We start from the raw sequence: 14,970 nt of genomic DNA on the forward strand, positions 1-14,970 counted from the left end.
GCGATCGCGCGATCGCTGGACTTGTACGTCGCTGCTGCTTTGGTCGCCAGTATTCTTGACGTTAATCACTTTCTTGAGCAAGTCGTACCAGAAGGCCGATCCCATCGAAATCGCGACGCCACTGATGAACCATCCAAAAGCCCGACGCAGATAGGGCATCGGGTTGGGGATGCTGCGGTTAGTCCGGGGAATTGCTACCATCGTCGCTTTTTCGGGGGGAATTTGTTGTTGTTGGATATTTTCAGACCATCCGAGGGGGAGCGAGAGATCGTTGAGGGCGTCGCGGACGTTATTTTTCAGAGCATCTGGACTGGGTTGTCGTTCGGCTTGCGTTTTGGCGTATTCGTTGATGGTTTCTCGCAACGTGGAATTTTTTGAGAGATGGTCGACCATAAACAGCGTATCGGCGTTGGTGGCGATGGCCACCAGAAAACCGATGGCGATCGCGATTCCTCTGGCGTTACGACGATAGACCCCTTTAGCCCGAGCCATCGAATTATCGAACCAGCGTTCGATTTCTGCCTGTAAGTCTTGAACTTCCTCTTCGACGTTGTTTTTAGTCGTCTTAATGCGGGAAGTGAGGGCGTTAAGGCTGCGTTGGACGGGTTCGGGCAGATCGGGTAAACTCTCGATAATTTGTGCGAACTTCTGATAGGCGGGGCTGTCTTTGTCGCGAACGGCGTTTTCGAGTTCTTGATAGAGTCTAGGTTTTTCGCGAACCAGTTCCACGAGTTCGTTTAAACTGGGTTTTAAGGCCGCGAGAACCGCAGGTTTTTCAGTGGTACTGTAATATTTGTCTTTAATAAATTTCAGTTCGTGAACGAAAAAGTTTTTAACGTTCTCGGGTTCTTGAATGAATTCGCTACAATACGCAACATACGCACCGAACGTATTTTCCATGCGATCGATCGTAGCTGAAAGCGGAGTGATACCGTTAGAAAAATCCTCTCGCGCTCGATTCCATTCTCGCGTAGATTGGCGCAAACGCTCGGTTGCCAACCGTCGAGATTCGGGATCGCTGAGATAGCGAATTTGTTTGAGAACTTCGGCAGTTTGCCGTTGTTGAAACTTTTCTAACCGCGACAAACTGACCAGTTTACCGACTTCTGACATTTGAAACGTTTCAACAATCGTCGATGCAAACGCTTCGGCGGGAATGTACGACGGGGCGCTCGGTTGTTTGGAAAAGGGATTCGTCAGAGGTGTCGCTTTACGTCCGAACAAGCGATTGAGTCCTTGATAAATCCACGATGCCACTCGATAAATGAAATTAATAACTTTATTAAAAATATCTCGATTGAACGTCGCAAGTTTCCCCTTTGCCTCTTGGTTGAGCGTATTAATTAAAGGATGGGAGTACAATCGTTCTGTCAGTTGTCCGACTTCTTCAGAAAGGCGATCGGTTTCTCTATAGCGATTGGTTTTTCCGCCGCCTTCTAATAAAATTTGAATCGACTGACGCAAATGTTCGGCACGCCATTGAAAAACTGTGGTCAGCAGTTCTTGTATCTCTGATGCTAATAAGCTTAAAATGAGATAGATAAAAATAATACCAATAGCAATATCGACAACAAGTGGTAAATTCATCAGTTATGCCTCGATCGAACGGAACCTCGGGAGAACGCGAACAAACTGAACATAGTGTAAAGCCTAATTTCCCGATCGCTTCGCTTTGTTAACAAATTTGTCTCGATTTCTCTGGCTATGATGCGTCCGCAATTTCAAAAAAGGGCGTGGGGCTTCACCCCTCGTTCGATCGATCGCGCGACCGATCGCGCTTGGGCATTGGCGTTACTCCTAGCCGCCTCGATCCTGTTTGGTCTTCACCTCGGCGACGTACCGTTACGGGATTGGGACGAAGGCATCGTCGCTCAAGTCGCTCGCGAAATTTGGCGATATCCTCAATCCTGGCTGTATCCCACGCTGCACGGAGCGCCCTACACCAACAAACCCCCGTTAATGCACGGTTTTATCGCCCTGGCGTATCACTTCGGCGGCGTCAACGAAGCGATGGCGAGACTTCCGGGTGCCGTGCTGAGTGCGGTGTCGGTTCCGTTGGTATATGGCATCGGACGGGAACTGTGGCCTCGGCGATCGATGGCAGTGTTTTCAGCGTTCGTGTATCTCACCTGGCTTCCGGTGGTGCGTCACGGACGTTTAGCGATGTTGGACGGGGCGATTTTGTGTTTTTGGACGTTGCTGGTGTGGTGGGTGTTGCGATCGCGCCGGGATTTGCGTTACACCCTGGGCGTCGGCTTTGCTTTCGGTGCCATTTGTCTGACGAAAGGGGTCATGTTGGGGCTACTACTCGGGGCGATCGTGGTGGCGTTTCTGCGATGGGACACGCCCCGCTTGCTTCAGAGTCCCTGGCTGTGGGGTGGGGTCGTGTTGGGAACCGTTCCCGCCGCCGCCTGGTACGTCGCTCAGATCCATTTGTACGGCACCTCGTTTGTCGAAGGCAATTTGCTGTTTCAGTCCGCCGAACGGGTGTGGACTTCCGTAGAAAATAACGGCGGTCCTCCTTGGTATTACCTCGGCGAACTGCTGAAATACGGGTTTCCCTGGTTGGCGATCGTTCCCTACGGCCTCAAACTGGCGTGGGGCGATCGCGTCCTGAGTTGGTCGAAATTGCTGCTAGTCTGGGGCAGCGTTTACTTCGTCGCCGTGTCCCTTATGGGAACGAAGCTCCCTTGGTATCTGTTGCCGCTGTATCCGGCATTGGCTCTGCTTTGTGGGGTGGCTATCGATCGATTTTGGCGCGAGTCGGCGGTGACGGGGATGTTAGACGAAGTACCGAAACCCTATCCCAAACTGTGGTTGGGAACCTTCACACTGTTAGCCGTGGGGGGATGGGGGGGCAGTGCCGTTTTCGCGCAGCAGTATTTCGCTGAAGCCACCACCGTAGACGCGAACTTAGTCGTGGCGGCGATCGCTGTCGCGACGACCATGACATTGGCGGCGGTGTTGACTTGGCGGCGAGACGCCCAGGTGATGCTGGTTTTAGTGTGGGGATTGTATTTGTCCCTGCTGCTGTTCGTCACCTCCTCACAGTGGGTGTGGGAGTTGAACGAAGATTATCCCGTCAAGCCGGTGGCGGCGATGGTGCGTCAGGGAACCGATGCCCGTTCGATTTATACCTCCCATCCCTACAGTCGTCCCTCGTTAGATTTTTACACCGATCGCCCCATCGTCCGTGCTGACCTCGAGGAATTACAGCAACGGTGGAATCAAAGCGAGGAAACTTGTCTGTTGCTGGATATCGAGGCGTTAAAGGCGCTTTCGCTCCCGAACGCGGACTATCGCGGTTGGGCAGAAGGATGGCATTTACTCTGTCACCCGGAAATTATCGAGTCCGATCGCGTTGTCGATCGGGGAAAGACGAGGGAGTCGGCAAGTTAGATGAGTCCTTTATTCCAGAAAAATTCCAATTTTTCTAACGTTTTCGGGTTTATTCCAGCGATTCGATGGAGTTGGGGAAGGGCAGCACTTCAGGAATTGCAGAATTAGAAGACTCCCCCACGTGCAGGGACAACAGCGTGACGCCGAGGGCAACGGCACCGAGAGCGGCGAACCACTTGAGCGCTCCCACATCTCGCAAGATTCGGGAAAACGGACGACTCTGGCGGCGTAGAATCTGTCCGAAGTCGAGACGACTGAGAGAAAACGGATCGCGGACGAAATGACCGCTCCAGCAAATTACGAGGCGTGTTTGGCAGGACGGACAAGTATATAAGCCATTAAACAGTTGCCCTGCGTGAATTTTATCGGTATGGTGACAAATCGGACAGGTAATTGAGTGAGTGTTAGAAGTGGGAGCGCTCATAGCCGATGCCGCGATAGACTGTACGACCAAACTATCGATCGAGACGAGGTTAAATGCTTCGATGTGCCAAAGTGGCTGCGGTCTCGATCGGCATTTTTGGGAAATCCTATTTTCACTGTAATACGAATTTTCGTGTTGGTGCGATTGCCGACTCCGATTGTAAAAATTGCAGTAGACGGGCTGTAGGGTCGCTAACATCGCGATCTGAGGATTTTTTCTCAAAAACTCCTTTATAAAATTTAAAGTTTCGATCGGGGGGATCGGCATTTATACTCGAACAAATCGAGAAAGTACGATCGATAGGTTTTCAATGTCATCGGGTTGGACGATCGAGCGGGTTGCCAGCTTTGCTACCGACGAAAAATCTCAGAAAGCGGCGCAATCCCTTGCCAAACCGCGTCAGTGGAAGATGTGTGGGCGGAGCGATCGCGCGGTGTGGGGAGAATGTCTCGGACGCGGCAAAACCCCCTAACGCACCCAAATCGATTTGAACGAACCGGCGTTTCGGTGCAGTTGCCCCAGTCGCAAGGTTCCCTGCAAACACGCTTTGGGATTGTTGTTCCTCTTTGCCGAACATCCTAGAGACATTCCGGAACGGACGCCGCCAGAGTGGGTGAAAGAGGGGGTGGAACGTCGAGATCGAGGCACGGCCACGGGGGCGAAATCGGTGAAATCGGGGAAAACTCAGACGAAGTCGAGTCAGCGGAGCGATCGCCGTGCGGCGAACGTCAAAGGAGGGATGGAGGAGTTGTCCCTGTGGCTGCGAGACGTAATGCGGGAAGGGTTGGCGTCGGTGCAGGGAAAGAGCAATGTGGATTGGGACGCGATCGCTGCCCGAGCGATCGACGCTCAAGCCCCCGGAATCGCCAAACAGCTTCGGGAGATGGCGCGAATTCCCTACACGGGTACTCAATGGCACGAGCGACTGTTGGAACGACTGGGGTTGTTGTGGCTGTTGGTGGAAGGCTACCAGCGCATCGAGCGTTTACCGCCGGGGATGCAAGCGGAAATTCGCACTCAAATTGGTTGGACGCAGCGTCAAAGCGAGGTGGTGCGGGGTTCCGGGGAGTGCGATCGCTGGTTGGTGGCGGGGCAATCCGTGGAGAACGAACATACTGGGGCAACGACGTTAAAAGCTCAGCGAACCTGGCTCGTGGGGGAACGAAGCCATCGCTGGGCCGTCGTTGTCAATTACGTTCACCACCGCCAACCGTTAGATGACTGTTTCGTTCCCGGTACGGCATGGAAGGGGGAAGTGGTATTTTACGAGGGGGCGTATCCGTTGCGGGGGGTGGTGAAGTCTCGGGATGAGGGGGTCGAACTCGTCGCGCAGTTACCGGGGTTTTCGGATATCGACGCGGGATTGAGGGCATATGCGGAGGCGTTGGGGAAGAATCCCTGGTGCGATCGCTTTCCCTTGTCGCTGTCTGCGGTAATTCCCATCGACGGCGGAACCCGAGTGACCGACGAACTGGGGAATACGTTACCGATTTCGCCCAAGTTTCAGCACAATTGGCAGTTAATGGCGGTGAGTGGGGGAAGGGCGATCGCTCTGTTTGGCGAGTGGGATGGTTTGGCGTGGTTGCCCTTAGGGGTCGTCGCCGACCGGCGATTTGTGAGTTTTTGAAGAGGTCTTCACCACAGAGGCACAGAGGACACAGAGAGGGGCTTGTCTGACTAGGGCAAACCAGTGTTTGAAATTCGGATTTCGTATGATTCCCCGTTCCCCGTTCCCCGTTCACTGATTTAGGGTTGCTATAGCGCGATTTAACGCCACTGTAAAATGTACTGCAAGTTGACAGACGAAAAACGGGACGAAACGATCGCCCCGCTTTTTGAGTGTTTTAAACGAGCATGGAGGGATTCGAACCCCCGACCCTCAGAACCGGAATCTGATGCTCTATCCGACTGAGCTACATGCCCACGCCGACCTAGTATAGCTCGAGCGAGCTGGAAATAGCAAGCTGCCGATCGCCAGTTTCGGACGGTTGCAGTCGGAGACCGGGAAACCCCCTCAAGTCTTTGACCAAACAATAGTATCCTCTCGCGATTTATTCCGAATTTTGCGATCGCGATCGCCGTTAAAATAGACCTAGGCGATCGTGAATTTGGAGAACCCAATATGCAGTCTCGGACGACCCTAGCACTGGCGATCGGCTTCGTCTCTATTCTCTTCGGGTTTGGAGAATTCCCTGCGTTCTCTCAAGGCATATGTAACCCGAACCCCACTCCCGCAGACGGATGTGCTGAAACACCGCTTCAAACCTATATCGGAACGGTTCGCGATACCCCAACTCAAGTAACGACTTACGCCTCGGGATGGGTCGAAATTCACCTCGGAGAAACCGTTTGGGGGGGCTATCGAGACGAGACCGGACGGGTGGCTGTCTCGGACAACCTATCGTATCGGTTGACCGAAAACGCGGACGGATTGCAACTCCAGCAGTGGCGCGACGGCGTTCCGACTTCCTTTACCGGACAACTCGTCACGCGCTAACCTTGACTCGAACGTCAGCCAAACTCCACTGAAAAGGGGCGATCGAACTTTAACACCGACGCGATCGCCTAAAATCCCAAAGAAAAACCCGGTCTCTCAATCGAACCGGGTTCTTTACATTAAGGTTTTGACGTGAATCTTAACTAGCAGAAACAGGCTTGGCATCTTCAGGCGGTAACTTGACCTTAGTGGCTAAGCCCAAAGCTTTCAACAAGCTAATCGTCATCCAGGTTAAATCGACTTCCCACCACCTCAAGCCGTGGCGTGCCGAATACTGGAAGGCGTGGTGGTTGTTGTGCCAGCCTTCACCGTAAGTCACTAACGCCACCCACCAGCAGTTGAGAGAATCGTCTCCAGACTCGTAAGCACGATAGCCGAATTGGTGCGTGGCGCTGTTGACGAACCAAGTGCAGTGGTAGACGGCGACAACCCGCACGAAAATTCCCCAGACCACAAAAGACAATCCATTACCTACTAGGTAATCACCTAGGAAATACAGGAATATACCTAAAACGACCTGAATGGGAATAAAATATTTATTGCAAAATTGATAAACTGGGTCGTCCGCGATATCTTTCGTGACCTTGTCAACTTCCCTTTTCATGGGAATCTCGTGCAACATCCAGCCTACGTGACTCCACCAAAATCCTTTGTTGGAATCGTGGGGATCTAGGGGCGTGTCGGAGTACTTGTGGTGAAGGCGGTGCATCCCGATCCAATCGACCGGCCCCGACTGACAGGAGAGCGTGCCGCAAAACAGGAAAAAGTACTCAAGCCATTTGGGAACTTGAAAGCTACGATGACTAATGAGACGATGCCATCCCAGCGTGATGCCCAAGCCTCCTGTCACCCAGTGAAGTACCAAGGCGACGCCAATTGCCGCCCAGGAAAAGTTACTTGGAAAAAAAGCCAAAGCTGCCGCTAAATGGAGTCCTACAAGCCACAGAGTTGTGGTCCAATCTAGGGCTAGTTTTTGGGGTTTTGCAACTGTCATGCAGTGACCTCGAACAATTCTAAGTTTTGGAATCGACCTGTTGGATTTTATCAAAATATGGGGAAAAAGAGGTAAAGTGGATTTTTTAGTTTGTCCTCTTACCTTAGACTCGACCGTATTCCATGAATCTTCAGATTGATTTAACAAATGCAATTCGATCGACTGCGACGGTATTTTCAGAGATCGACGCAAAAGTCAAGGACAACCTGAAACGGGTGTTGGACGCTTACCACGAACATCGCGTTGGCGTGCGCCACTTCGCCAGTGTCTCGGGATACGGACACGACGATTTAGGCCGCGATACGTTCGATCGCGTCTTTGCCCAGGTCGTTGGCGCAGACGCGGCGATCGTGCGCGTGCAGATGGTCTCAGGAACCCATGCTATCGCTTGTGCGCTTTTTGGGGTCTTGCGACCGGGAGACGAAATGCTCTCGGTGGTGGGTTCGCCCTACGACACCCTCGAAGAAGCGATTGGTGTGCGCGGACGCGGCCGGGGGGCGCTGATGGAATACGGTGTGAAATATCGAGTTTTGCCCCTTACGGATGCGGGAACGGTGGACTGGGACGCGCTGGCAACTGCGGTCGAGCCAAAAACTCGCCTCGTCCTCATTCAACGGTCGTGCGGCTATTCGTGGCGCACGAGCCTCTCGATCGATGATATCGCAAAAATCGTTCGCCTGGTCAAACAACAAAATCCCAATACGGTCTGTTTTGTGGATAACTGTTATGGGGAATTCGTCGAAGACCGGGAACCAACAGCGGTTGGTGCGGATTTGATGGCGGGGTCGCTGATTAAAAATCCGGGGGGAACCATCGTCACGGCTGGGGGATACGTGGCCGGACGGGCGGATTTAGTCGAAGCGGCCGCCTGTCGCCTCACGGCACCGGGAATCGGCAGTTCTGGCGGTGCGACGTTCGACCAAAATCGGTTGTTGTTTCAGGGCTTGTTCCTGGCGCCGCAGATGGTGGGAGAAGCTATTAAAGGTACGCATTTGGTGGCGAAGGTGTTTCAGGATTTGGGGTATCGCGTCAAACCGCTTCCCGAAGAACCTCGCTGTGACGTGGTTCAGGCGATCGAATTGGGGACGCCGGACAAGTTGGTAGCGTTCTGTCGCGCCATTCAGCGCAATTCTCCGGTGGATTCGTACCTCGACCCGGTTCCGGCGGAAATGCCGGGATACGACAGCAAACTGGTGATGGCGGGGGGGACGTTTATCGACGGGAGTACGTCGGAGTTTTCCGCAGACGGCCCGATGCGAGAGCCTTATATCGCGTTCTGTCAGGGGGGAACCCATTGGACACAGGTGGCGCTGGCGTTGGAAGATGCTGTGGCTGCGGTGGGGAAGGCTTAGGTCGAGTTGAAAAGGGCGATCGCCAGATCGGGAGGATCGCTTGGCATTAAAAATTTGGGTGCGTTAGAGTCATCTGTAACACAACCACAGATGACTTTTGGCGGTGAATATCTCTATTCAAGTCTAATCGATCGAGATGCCGCTTTAGCATTTTGATTGACTATGAACCATCCATTTGTCGATGAAAACAAGCGGGTTGCATATTTGGCGATGGAAGCATTTTCGATCCTCAATGGCTTAGAAGTTTCCGCTTCAGTTGACGATGCCGAACAAATGTTCTTGAATTTAGCAATAGGTCAAATCGAACGAGAAACCTTAGCGAACTGGCTGCGGGAACGGGTTGTGAAGTTTCAAGGTTTGTGAAAAAGGGTAGTACAAAGTCTTCAATTCTTCACCCACTCGTACATCTCAAGTAAGGCGGGATCGCATTTACAACACTCGCCACAGGTACTCGCTTCCTGAATTTGACGGATGCGTCCCTTACGAACCAGTTTTTTTAACATCGGTCGTAGGGCATCCGAATCAATTTTAAAACGAGTCGAAATTTCAGACAGAGGGACTTTATCTCGTTCTTTTAAATAGGTTTGTAATTCTTGTAAAATCATGGTGCGCGAACCTCCATGCGAGACGTTCTTATTATTATTTTAACGCTCTATCGAAATTTAGTTATTAATAATCGATTAAATTTGAAGTAGGGGCAAGGTACGCGACGCCGGGCGTTTGAGTGTTCCGATCTGGGCATTTTTCCCCGACGTCACGCACCGATTACCACGGACTGCGAACAGTGGCGATCGCCAACCGATCGCATATTCACCAAGTTCGACCTCCCAATTCCCTCAAATCTCCGAAAAACGCTGTCGGTTGCGTCGGGCGGGGCGCAAATTCCACAAGATCCCTAACGTGACGCCCATCAACACCAACATCGCCACGATCCACGTCGTGGAAAAGCCGGGATGTTTGGAAAACGTCGCCACTTGATAGAACATCGTGGCTACCCAGTAAGCTAACCCCGTCGTCCACAATCCCGCAAACAGCGTCCAACGCCAGTTAGTTTCTCGGTAAATGGCGGCCGTCGCCGACACGCAGGGAAAATACATCAACACGAACAGTAAATAGGCAAACGCCCCCGCTTGACCGGTGAAACGCTGTACGATCTGCCCGAAGGTGCCGGTAGCGACGCCCTGGGCTTCGGCTGCGGTTTCCGTATTTTCGACATCTTCGACTCTCAAACCGAGGGGATCGCTTAAAGCGGCGGGAATCTCAGACAAGTTTGCGGGGATGCTGGCAAAGGCGGCACCGATATTTCCCCAAAAGTCAAAGGCTTCTTCCTCGACGTTATTGGCCGCCGCTTCTTCTAAGGCAATTTGACCGTAAATGGCGTCGAGAGACCCCACCATCGCTTCTTTCGCAAACACCCCGGTAAAAATGCCCACTGTTGCCGGCCAGTTTTCTTGACGAAGGCCCATCGGTGCAAAGACGGGGGTAATGGCTCGACTGGTGGCACTGAGTACGGAATTTTGGCTGTCTTGGTTGCCGATCGACCCGTCGGTTCCGATGGAGTTCAACAACCCTAGTATCATCACCATTAACACGATGACTTTTCCGGCTTTCAGGATAAATGCTTTCAGCCGATCCCAGGTTCTTAGTAAAATTCCCTTCACCGTGGGCAGGTGGTAAGGGGGTAATTCCATGACGAAGGGGGAAGATTCGCCTTTGAGGAGGGTATTTTTCAGCACTAAGCCGGTGAAGATCGCGGCGGCAATTCCCAACAGGTACAGGGCAAAGACGACGTTTTGACCGCCGACGGGGAAAAACGCAGCGGCAAAGAGGGCGTAGACGGGAAGCCGCGCCCCGCAAGACATGAAGGGATTCATCATGATGGTCATGATGCGATCGCGCTTGTTTTCGAGGGTGCGTGCGGCCATGATTGCCGGGACGTTACAGCCGAATCCCACTAACATCGGGACGAAGGATTTACCGGGCAGTCCGATAAAGCGCATGAACCGATCCATGACGAAGGCAGCCCGCGCCATGTAGCCGGAGTCTTCGAGAAATGCGAGAAAGAGGAACATCAAGCCGATGACGGGAATAAACGTCGAAACGGTTTGAATCCCACCGCCGACGCCGTCAGATAACAGGGCGATCGACCAACCGGGGGCGTTGAGATTCCCCATCAGGTTCGCCACACCTTCGACGAAAATGGTTCCGGTGATGATGTCGAAAAAGTCGATGAAGGCACTGCTGATGTTAATGGAGAACAAGAACATCAGATACATCACCAGCAGGAAAATGGGAATGCCCAACCAACGGTTGAGGACGACGCGATCGATGCGATCGGATAGGGTTCGATCGACTTCTCGACTGCGTTCGATCGTGCCTTCGGTAACTTGATGGATAAATTCGTAGCGGCTGTCAGCTACGATTAAATCGAGGTCTTCTCCGAGAACTTGTCGGATTTGGCGGCGGTGGGGAACGACGAGGCGATCGAGTTCTCGGCTTTGTAAGTCGGGGGCGACGGAATCTTCGTATTCTAGGAGCTTCAATGCCGTCCAGCGAGGATCGACGCAACGGTTCGATCGCCGTTCTTCGATGTAGGGAATCAGTTCGGCGATCGCATCTTCGACGACAGCGGGATAGGCGACGTAAGTGTGGGGAACGGACAAGTTTTGTAATTCCCGTTCGATGGCATCGCACAGGAGCGTTACGCCGTCGCTTTTCGAGGCGACAATGGGAATCACCGGACAGCCGAGCCGTTGGGATAGTTTGACGGGATCGATCGACATTCCCCGCTCTTCGGCGAGATCGACCATGTTTAACGCCACCAACATCGGCCGGCGCATTTCTAACATCTGGGTGGTCAAATATAAATTTCGCTCTAAGTTCGAGGCATCGACGATATTGACCGCGAGGTCGGCTTTTTCCGACATGAGATAATCTCGGGCAATTTTTTCGTCGAGTCCGGCGTCGTCGTCTTCGGCGTCGAGGGCGTAAACGCCAGGTAAATCGACGACGGTTACTTTGAGTCCGTTGTGTTGGTATTCGCCCTCTTTACGATCGACGGTGACGCCGGGCCAGTTCCCCGTGCGTTGGTTCGTCCCCGTAAATGCGTTAAACAAGGTGGTTTTTCCGCAGTTGGGATTTCCCACCAACGCGATCGTTTTCTGAGTCATGGTGTCGTTACTTTATCCGTGTCACTCGTCAACTTGAAGGTAGAACGCGTCAAACTGGCACTAGCGCACCTGTTCGACAACTAAGGCATCGGCGTCGTCTTTTCGCAAACTCAAACTGAAGCCGCGCACTTTGATTTCGATGGGATCGCCAAGGGGAGCGTAGCGCGTCACCGTAAATTCGGTTCCCGGCGTCAGTCCCATGGCCAGCAAGCGTTTGCGGTAGCCCCGTTGGGGACAGTCGTAGCTGAGAACGCGGCCGGTCGATCCGACTTTTAAGTCCCGCAGGTGTTTTAAGTCGGCGACGGCGTTGGCATCGCGAGACACGAGGGTCGATTGAGTGCGACGGGCGCACAACCCCACGCGATCGCCGTTGACTTCGACGATGGCCGAGCCGCTTTTGGTCAAATTGATGACTGTGAGTTCGTCTCCCACGTGCAGTTCGTGCGATTGCTGGCCGCCGATGGATTCGACCACCCACAGGCGATCGCCGACTTGGGCTTCCGATAGGGGAAACGACGAGACTGCGATCGCCGGTTGGGTTCGGTTGGAACTGCCCGTTTCGAGGTCTCCTCCTAAAAACGTAAAGCCCCATCCGTTTCGGGAGCGTTGGCGACGGCCGCGGGTTTGGTTTCGTTCGAGCATGAACTTTATCTCCCAGTACAGTAGTTTGTAGAAATTCTCATTTAATCTTAACTGAAGAGATAATTTATCACAATATAGTTGACAGGTTATAATATTTAAAGATTCTTTAATTTAAAACGCTCTATCTGGGGGCATTTCCGCATTAACCGCGCCATGTAAACGTTTTTTAACTCAGGCAAGTTCGATTTCGCTCGCCTGTAGTTGAAAGTTATTTTCATTAATAGCGCAATTTTTTCCCAAAAACAAGAGCTGCCTGTTAAGATTATTGACCAAGATATTGAGAAAAGGCGATCGAAACTGTTCGTCGCTGACGGTTTCTCTCTTTCACTGAAGAGTCAAGTGTCAAGAGTGAAGACGGGGAAGCGTTTTTCCCCATCACCTCACGACCTGAAAAAAACAGTAGAGGCTGGCGAACCAACCTCTACTGAAGAAATAGGGGGAAGTCTTGAAGCAGAACAGCGGCGACTACCCTGCAATCCGTTGTCGTTCCGCATCTTTCACGCCGAACCCTTCACACTTCCCGCTTTACCGTACACCTATCCTGCGATGCGTAGGAGTTCTACATCGAAAATTAACGTCGCGTTCGGGGGAATCACGCCGCCAGCACCTCGTTCGCCGTAAGCGAGTTCCGGGGGAATAATGAGTTTCCAGCGATCGCCGACTTGCATCATACCGACGCCTTCATCCCAACCGCGAATGACTTGGCCGACGCCGATGCGAAACGAAAACGGCCGTCCCCGTTCGCGAGAGCTGTCGAAGACGGTACCGTCTTCGAGCATTCCGGTGTAGTGAACCACCACTGTTTGACCCCGTTGAGGGCTGGCACCGTCGCCTTCTTCGAGTTTGACGTACTGTAACCCGGATTCCGTGGCTTCGACGTTCTCGTCGTCAGCAATTTCGGCGTCGCTGTCGAGTGCTTGAGCGACGAGAGTGGGTTCGTCTCGCTCGGGACTAGCCGTTTGTACGGCTTGCGGTTGTTGCGTTTCGTTGGCGAGGGCAGTTTGACGCTGCGTTCCGATGAGTGCGAAGACCAAGACAAGCGCACAAACCACCATCACGCTCAAGCTAATCAAAATCGGTCGCAAAATCAGTCCTCCTGTATCGATTCGATTGGCAGAGCTTATCTCAAAGCCTAGACTAGCTTATCGCCAAAGCTTGTTTTCGAGATCGCGAACTTGTCGTTCGAGGCGATCGAGCCGTCCGCGCAACTCGTCCATTTCCGCTTGACGGGGAACGCCCAAGTCTTGCATGGCGTTGCGAAGCTGACGTTCGAGCTGTTTTTCCAAGTTTCCCTGTTCCGACTTTAGATTTCCCATGAAATCGTCGATGAGGGACTTGGCGTCGTCCGAGTCGATTTTGCCTTCTTTCACCCAGCGATCGCTGACTTCTTTAATTTTCTCCGCTACGAGGGAAGTCGTTCCCACGCCGATCATCAACAGTTGCGTTAGTAAATTGTTGTTATCCATCGGATTTTCTCTTAACTGGCGACGTTCTCAGCTCGAACCTATGCCGATCCTAGCGCGTCTAGGGTTCCTGACGAATCGATTCGGGAACGCCGACGGGGGACGCACCGGCGATCGCTCGTAGGTTTTGGGCGCGAATCAACTCGGTAAATGACAGCCCCGGACGACCTTCGATATCCGCCGCTGCTTTAATGGCCGAGAGCAGATGTTTGGCAGCTTCGGCTTGGGAATAACCGCGACGTTGGGCGATGGCGATCGCGGCTTCGTCGGCGGCCAGTTCCGATTCAGAGGATTTGGTTTTGCGCCAGACTTGGTTTAAGGCAATAGCGGTAAATCCCCCCGCTGCGACGATACCGACGGGGTCTCCTTGCATGACTTCAACAGAGGTGGCGAGGATTCCCGCCAATCCCAAACCGCGATATACGTCGAATTTAAACCAGCGAATTTCGATCTGCCAACAGACGGTTCGTAACAGCAGTAAATCCCGTTGGGGTTGAGAGAGATCGCGCCAGTAGTCAAAGTTGATAAAGATGGGGCGATCGCGCTTCCAGGGCAGCGGAAACGGCGTCTCGATGACTTTAGGGAGCGTCGGTTGGCTGACGATTTTCGTCATCATGCGCCCGGAGGCGGGCATTAAATCGAGCAAGCGGCGAATCTCGGGGGCTGGATTCATGGGTAGAGTGGAGAACGACGGGAACTCAGCGGCGTTTGCAGATCGCACGACAGCAGCCACAATAAATAAAAGGGATTTTTACGGTTTTATTATTTTCCCCTATGGATGCTTTTGCGCCAATTCCCCCAGCTTGGACGAAATCCGCCGTTCATGCGTTCGAGTTTTGTTGTCCGTCTTGTGGTGCCAGCAGTCGCGACGCGACAGAAGTTTGGCTCAACCGACGAGCGCCCGTTTATACGGAAGACCACCACCGCAAATGGCAGGAGTTCTATCACTGCGAATGCGGCTGTGTCTGGTGGGGGTGGAGTAGCGATAGGGAGGGAAGAGGGAAGAAGGAAGAGTGAAGAGGGGGAAGA

General features: G+C 52.9%; 16 protein-coding genes and 1 tRNA gene. 7 read left to right on the forward strand and 10 right to left on the reverse strand.

The annotated features are described in order from the left end of the window. On the reverse strand, nucleotides 1-1,587 hold a 1,587-nt coding region (locus POG22_RS17085), incomplete at its 3' end, for a hypothetical protein (protein ID WP_498906583.1). A 117-nt stretch (nucleotides 1,588-1,704) separates the two neighbouring features. On the opposite strand from POG22_RS17085, the gene POG22_RS17090 reads away from it, so the two are divergent. Beyond that, nucleotides 1,705-3,399: an ArnT family glycosyltransferase gene (locus tag POG22_RS17090; RefSeq protein WP_498906584.1), complete on the forward strand. Its 1,695-nt coding sequence runs from the start codon at nucleotides 1,705-1,707 to the stop codon at nucleotides 3,397-3,399. 49 nt (nucleotides 3,400-3,448) lie between these two features. Here POG22_RS17090 and POG22_RS17095 read toward each other — a convergent pair whose 3' ends face one another. Then, nucleotides 3,449-3,853, reverse strand: coding sequence for a hypothetical protein (locus POG22_RS17095; protein WP_498906585.1), 405 nt, complete (start codon nucleotides 3,851-3,853; stop codon nucleotides 3,449-3,451). Nucleotides 3,854-4,133: 280 nt separating this feature from the next. On the opposite strand from POG22_RS17095, the gene POG22_RS17100 reads away from it, so the two are divergent. Further along, nucleotides 4,134-4,295, forward strand: coding sequence for a hypothetical protein (locus POG22_RS17100; RefSeq protein WP_190288618.1), 162 nt, complete (start codon nucleotides 4,134-4,136; stop codon nucleotides 4,293-4,295). A gap of 15 nt (nucleotides 4,296-4,310) precedes the next feature. After that, entirely contained in the window at nucleotides 4,311-5,450 is a 1,140-nt protein-coding gene (locus POG22_RS17105) for an SWIM zinc finger family protein (RefSeq protein WP_498906586.1), read from the forward strand. A gap of 222 nt (nucleotides 5,451-5,672) precedes the next feature. On the opposite strand, the gene POG22_RS17110 is transcribed toward POG22_RS17105, so the two are convergent. Continuing rightward, nucleotides 5,673-5,746: transfer RNA gene (locus POG22_RS17110), tRNA-Arg, on the reverse strand. Between the two features lie 199 nt (nucleotides 5,747-5,945). Here POG22_RS17110 and POG22_RS17115 point away from each other — a divergent pair. Next, entirely contained in the window at nucleotides 5,946-6,320 is a 375-nt protein-coding gene (locus POG22_RS17115; RefSeq protein ID WP_498906587.1) for a hypothetical protein, read from the forward strand. Between the two features lie 139 nt (nucleotides 6,321-6,459). On the opposite strand, the gene POG22_RS17120 is transcribed toward POG22_RS17115, so the two are convergent. Then, nucleotides 6,460-7,314, reverse strand: coding sequence for an acyl-CoA desaturase (locus tag POG22_RS17120; protein WP_017663221.1), 855 nt, complete (start codon nucleotides 7,312-7,314; stop codon nucleotides 6,460-6,462). Nucleotides 7,315-7,436: 122 nt separating this feature from the next. On the opposite strand from POG22_RS17120, the gene POG22_RS17125 reads away from it, so the two are divergent. Beyond that, complete coding sequence (locus POG22_RS17125) at nucleotides 7,437-8,666, forward strand: methionine gamma-lyase family protein (RefSeq protein WP_017663220.1); 1,230 nt, start codon at nucleotides 7,437-7,439, stop codon at nucleotides 8,664-8,666. Between the two features lie 162 nt (nucleotides 8,667-8,828). Further along, a complete protein-coding gene (locus POG22_RS17130; protein WP_223307555.1) occupies nucleotides 8,829-9,029 on the forward strand; it encodes a hypothetical protein in 201 nt (66 codons plus the stop codon). A gap of 20 nt (nucleotides 9,030-9,049) precedes the next feature. Here POG22_RS17130 and POG22_RS17135 read toward each other — a convergent pair whose 3' ends face one another. The 6 genes from POG22_RS17135 to POG22_RS17160 all read right to left on the reverse strand — a co-directional run bounded on the left by POG22_RS17135 (nucleotide 9,050) and on the right by POG22_RS17160 (nucleotide 14,614). Further along, nucleotides 9,050-9,271 carry a FeoC-like transcriptional regulator gene (locus POG22_RS17135; protein ID WP_074170915.1) on the reverse strand — a complete coding sequence of 74 codons (222 nt, stop codon included), beginning with the start codon at nucleotides 9,269-9,271 and terminating at the stop codon, nucleotides 9,050-9,052. A gap of 231 nt (nucleotides 9,272-9,502) precedes the next feature. Continuing rightward, nucleotides 9,503-11,836 carry a Fe(2+) transporter permease subunit FeoB gene (feoB, locus tag POG22_RS17140; RefSeq protein WP_063717245.1) on the reverse strand — a complete coding sequence of 778 codons (2,334 nt, stop codon included), beginning with the start codon at nucleotides 11,834-11,836 and terminating at the stop codon, nucleotides 9,503-9,505. Between the two features lie 60 nt (nucleotides 11,837-11,896). Continuing rightward, complete coding sequence (locus tag POG22_RS17145; protein ID WP_063717246.1) at nucleotides 11,897-12,478, reverse strand: FeoA family protein; 582 nt, start codon at nucleotides 12,476-12,478, stop codon at nucleotides 11,897-11,899. A gap of 536 nt (nucleotides 12,479-13,014) precedes the next feature. Next, nucleotides 13,015-13,563, reverse strand: a complete 549-nt coding sequence (locus tag POG22_RS17150) for an FKBP-type peptidyl-prolyl cis-trans isomerase (RefSeq protein ID WP_017663211.1) — start codon at nucleotides 13,561-13,563, stop codon at nucleotides 13,015-13,017. 57 nt (nucleotides 13,564-13,620) lie between these two features. Continuing rightward, entirely contained in the window at nucleotides 13,621-13,944 is a 324-nt protein-coding gene (locus POG22_RS17155; protein WP_017663210.1) for a phasin family protein, read from the reverse strand. Between the two features lie 58 nt (nucleotides 13,945-14,002). Then, complete coding sequence (locus POG22_RS17160; protein ID WP_063717247.1) at nucleotides 14,003-14,614, reverse strand: DUF3318 domain-containing protein; 612 nt, start codon at nucleotides 14,612-14,614, stop codon at nucleotides 14,003-14,005. Nucleotides 14,615-14,715: 101 nt separating this feature from the next. Between POG22_RS17160 and POG22_RS17165 the strand changes: the two genes are divergently transcribed. Next, nucleotides 14,716-14,958, forward strand: a complete 243-nt coding sequence (locus POG22_RS17165; RefSeq protein WP_071592145.1) for a hypothetical protein — start codon at nucleotides 14,716-14,718, stop codon at nucleotides 14,956-14,958. Nucleotides 14,959-14,970: the final 12 nt, after the last annotated feature.

This window comes from Geitlerinema sp. CS-897 (assembly GCF_028368005.1).
GTDB classification, from domain to species: domain Bacteria; phylum Cyanobacteriota; class Cyanobacteriia; order Cyanobacteriales; family Geitlerinemataceae; genus Baaleninema; species Baaleninema simplex.